Genomic DNA, 3,540 nt, shown 5'->3' on the forward strand with positions numbered 1-3,540 from the left:
AGTTTTGCATGCTGATCTAACGAGCGCATATCTCTAATTTTGTAATCTGAAATTATAAATGAAGCTGTGTCCAGAATAGACTTTAGCTCTTCAAGCTCATACGAAAGAGTTCTGGCATCAGAACTGATCTCAGGTCCAATCTTTCCTCTCCAAAAAGATGACTCGTCATCTAAGCAAACAGAGCTTTCTATTTCATTTACTGTCATAAATACCTCTCCATTTGATTTACTAATGCAAAATATGGACTACTGTTATCTAGGCGTTGGCGCCTTTTAAAATAATATCGATAACCTCATTGTTTGCCGCCTGGGCAACCAGTTCAGGTGTAACAACTGACTGATTTTTAAGCGCTGCATAATTAAGTGAATGAATACAGATTTTATTGATCAGACGAGGAATTCCAGAGGAAAGATCTGATATTAGATCAACTGCTTCAGAGGAAAAAAGCGGTTCTGAACTTCCTGCCCAGCGAAGGTGAGATGCAATATAAGGGCCGACCTGTTCTTTAGAGAGATTGTTGGTTTTGCAAACATACATTATTCTCTGGGTAATTGCCTTACATCTTTCTGTTCTGAGAATATTCCAGATTTCAGATTGTCCTGACAGAATTAAAGTCAGAGGTGAACCAGAATCATAGCGAGAACCGTTCAGTAAAAATCGGATCTCCTCAAGCAGGTCGAATTTCTTATAACTCATTGTAAAGAGGTGCGCCTCGTCTACGACCATAATTACTTTCTTGTGATAGGTTTCCCTCTGAATATCCAGTTCTTTATGAAACTGCCTTCTGGCATCATTGACGTATGTATGAGCTTTAATTCCAAGCATTTCCAGCGGAACTGAATATAACCATCTTGGTGTTGCGTTTGACATTGAAACATACAGCACCAGAAATTGTTCTGGATTTAGTGCTGAGGTAAATTTTCTTAATACGGTGCTTTTCCCTGTACCAGGCTCACCTGACAGCACCGCAAAGGAATTATCCTGAACCGCCAGCTGCAGTTTGTTTTGAATTTCAACAATGCTGTCTGACTTGTATAGATATTCAGTCCCGATTCTGTTGGTGAAAGGCATATTCTGAAGCTTAAAATATGATACAAAGTCTTTTAGTTCCATGGTTAATCCTCCTTCTGGCACAATTTATAGAGTGACTGCTGAGCAGGTGGTTCTGATTCTTCCTGCTTAAAGATGAGCTCATTGGAGAGCTGCTTCTTAAAAGAGCTTTCATCCTTATAGGTGCCGTTCTTTTTAGCTATATCTCTGTAATAACGCTCAACTACAGGTGTTACTGCAGACTCACCATCGATACTTTTCTCCTGAGGTAGAACTGTTTCATCTTTGATTGTGCGATCCGCAAAATCTACGTCTGAAGTAATGACATGCTCAAACAGTGGTACAAATTCATATTCGTTACCATCATCTCCTATATCCTGAGGTGATTTATTTACAGCAAGTTCAATTTTGGCATCAACCGTTGAATAAACAATGGTTACTCGTTCTCCCGCTTTTGCATAACCGGCTTTAATTTTGTAGAGCTTTCCCTTGAAACTGATGGTCCCGTCTTTAGAAACCATTCTTGAGGAATGAGTGGTAAAGGCATAATTTAACAGCTCTAAATCTGCAATTCTTACCTTGGTGCAATCATTGTTAAAGGCTTCATTTGGAGACTGCTTATGCTTTTTTCCCTGCTCATCTGTATATGAGAGGGCTGAATGAGGTCGATTATTATATTCTTCAATCCATTGAGCTATGAGTTCAACGAATTTGTCGTACCTTAAATTATCCATCAGCCTAATCTGATCAAGAAGAGCATCAAGCGTACCGTTTGCTCTCTCCAGTGCTCCCTTGGACTGAGGTGTATATGGCTTTGAACGTTTATGTGTGATGCCAAGACAGTGGCAGCAGTGATTGAATGCTTGTCCGTGATATATAGAGCCCTGGTCGGTTAGAATTGTTTCAGGAATACCATACTGCTCTATGAGCAGCTTGAAACTGCTTAAGGCTAAACCTTCTTTTTGGGAAATATCTATTTTATAGGTCAGGATTTTTCGACTGTAATTATCCATCCATAACTGGATATAAGGAGTCACAGGAAGTCCTTTCTCATTTACCACACAATAACGAGGAGGCTCCTTTACGTCTCCCTGTATCTGGCTCATTTTATGTAGTTTTCTGTATCTTCCGAAAAAGGCTCTACCTGAAACCTCTGCCTTTCTTAAAAGCTCATTGCGACCATAGCCGTTTTTACACAAATGATCCTGTAAAGTACTGCGTTTTATAATTCCAGCAAGCTCAGGATGACGACCTTCAAGGCAGGATATAATCTCATTTACACTAATGGTAGGAGACTGCAACCGCATTGCCTTTGCCTCATCCAGTAAAGATTCAAACTTGATATACAGTTTCTTATCAGTTCTAATCTTTGGGTATTTGGTATTCAATCCGGCAATTCCTTTCTCAGAGTAATCTGCAAGCCATCTTTTTATGGTTCGTGGTGATACACCGGTATCACTTGAAATTGCTTTGAGCTTCTTATAAAACTCTTTTTTTTGTTTTCTGGTTTCAGCTTTAATATGCAACAGAGGTGCTATTACCTGCAGTCTGTAGTCTGCGGTACTTTGAAATTTATCGTTGGTTGCGTAGTTATTTTTACTCATAAGACTCCCTTATTCCTAAAAATTAAACCTAAGGAGGGGCAATATCCTTCCTGAGGACAATATTACAGGCACTATAAGGAAGTGAGATCTTATGTAATGTGGATGAAATAAGGCCACGACGGCAGATGGTGAGTAAGATATTTGTCAAGGATAAATCATTTGATGAAATTTCTTTAAATGACCAGATATATTCCCAGCGACAATCTGCTGAATTCTAAGCATATTCGGGGTAATATCACGGAGTAAATTCACCGCTGAATGAAGTCTTTTTGCATGTCTCCCCAGGATATATCTAGAAAACAGAAAACTATCACCGTGGTATTTCTTAAAAAAATAGCTAAGGTAAGGTTCACCTCTGCATAGTTCTTCAATATATTTCTGGGTTAATTTCTTCCCTGGCTGGGGAGATAGCTCTAACATTCTGTAGAATATTTTATGAGCTTTAAGAACTTCATCTGCAGTTACACTATCAAGAGCCTCTTGAGGAAGCATATCCTCTCTTAGCAGAACATGAATTTCTTTTGAACCTTGACATTGTCTGTTAGCGCATGTCAGCCTTTGCAGCTGAAACTTTTCAACACAGTTCTTTCCGTAGTTATAGATAACCTTTTCATAATCTGTAAAACCGTCCTTAATCAACAACCTTCCACAAAGGGAACAGCAGGGACGCGCTGATTTATGAAAAGTAAGTCTTAAAACTTTTTTGCCATCTTTTTTAAGATGCTCAAAAATCCTGCATCCAGAATATGCTATATTGTAGAAAGTACACCGCCTTGGCGTCTGTACTGGGATGGGTGCCAGCTCGTGTGGTTTGCTAGACTTTTTAGAGCTGGCACCTGACGCCTATTTCTAAGCATAGTGCACACCTCTTCAAATATCCTTTTCT

At 39.3% G+C, this 3,540-nt stretch carries 4 protein-coding genes; all 4 read right to left on the bottom strand.

The window, feature by feature from the left end:
* The coding region (locus QZU45_RS11955; protein ID WP_295355594.1) for a hypothetical protein at positions 1-206 on the bottom strand (206 nt) is incomplete at its 3' end.
* A gap of 49 nt (positions 207-255) precedes the next feature.
* Entirely contained in the window at positions 256-1,113 is an 858-nt protein-coding gene (locus QZU45_RS11960) for an AAA family ATPase (RefSeq protein ID WP_295355596.1), read from the bottom strand.
* Between the two features lie 2 nt (positions 1,114-1,115).
* Positions 1,116-2,654: a DDE-type integrase/transposase/recombinase gene (locus QZU45_RS11965; RefSeq protein WP_295355598.1), complete on the bottom strand. Its 1,539-nt coding sequence runs from the start codon at positions 2,652-2,654 to the stop codon at positions 1,116-1,118.
* A 144-nt stretch (positions 2,655-2,798) separates the two neighbouring features.
* A complete protein-coding gene (locus QZU45_RS11970) occupies positions 2,799-3,293 on the bottom strand; it encodes a hypothetical protein (RefSeq protein ID WP_295355600.1) in 495 nt (164 codons plus the stop codon).
* Positions 3,294-3,540 lie beyond the last annotated feature (247 nt).

It is taken from the genome of uncultured Succinivibrio sp., from assembly GCF_902756765.1.
Classification (GTDB): domain Bacteria; phylum Pseudomonadota; class Gammaproteobacteria; order Enterobacterales; family Succinivibrionaceae; genus Succinivibrio.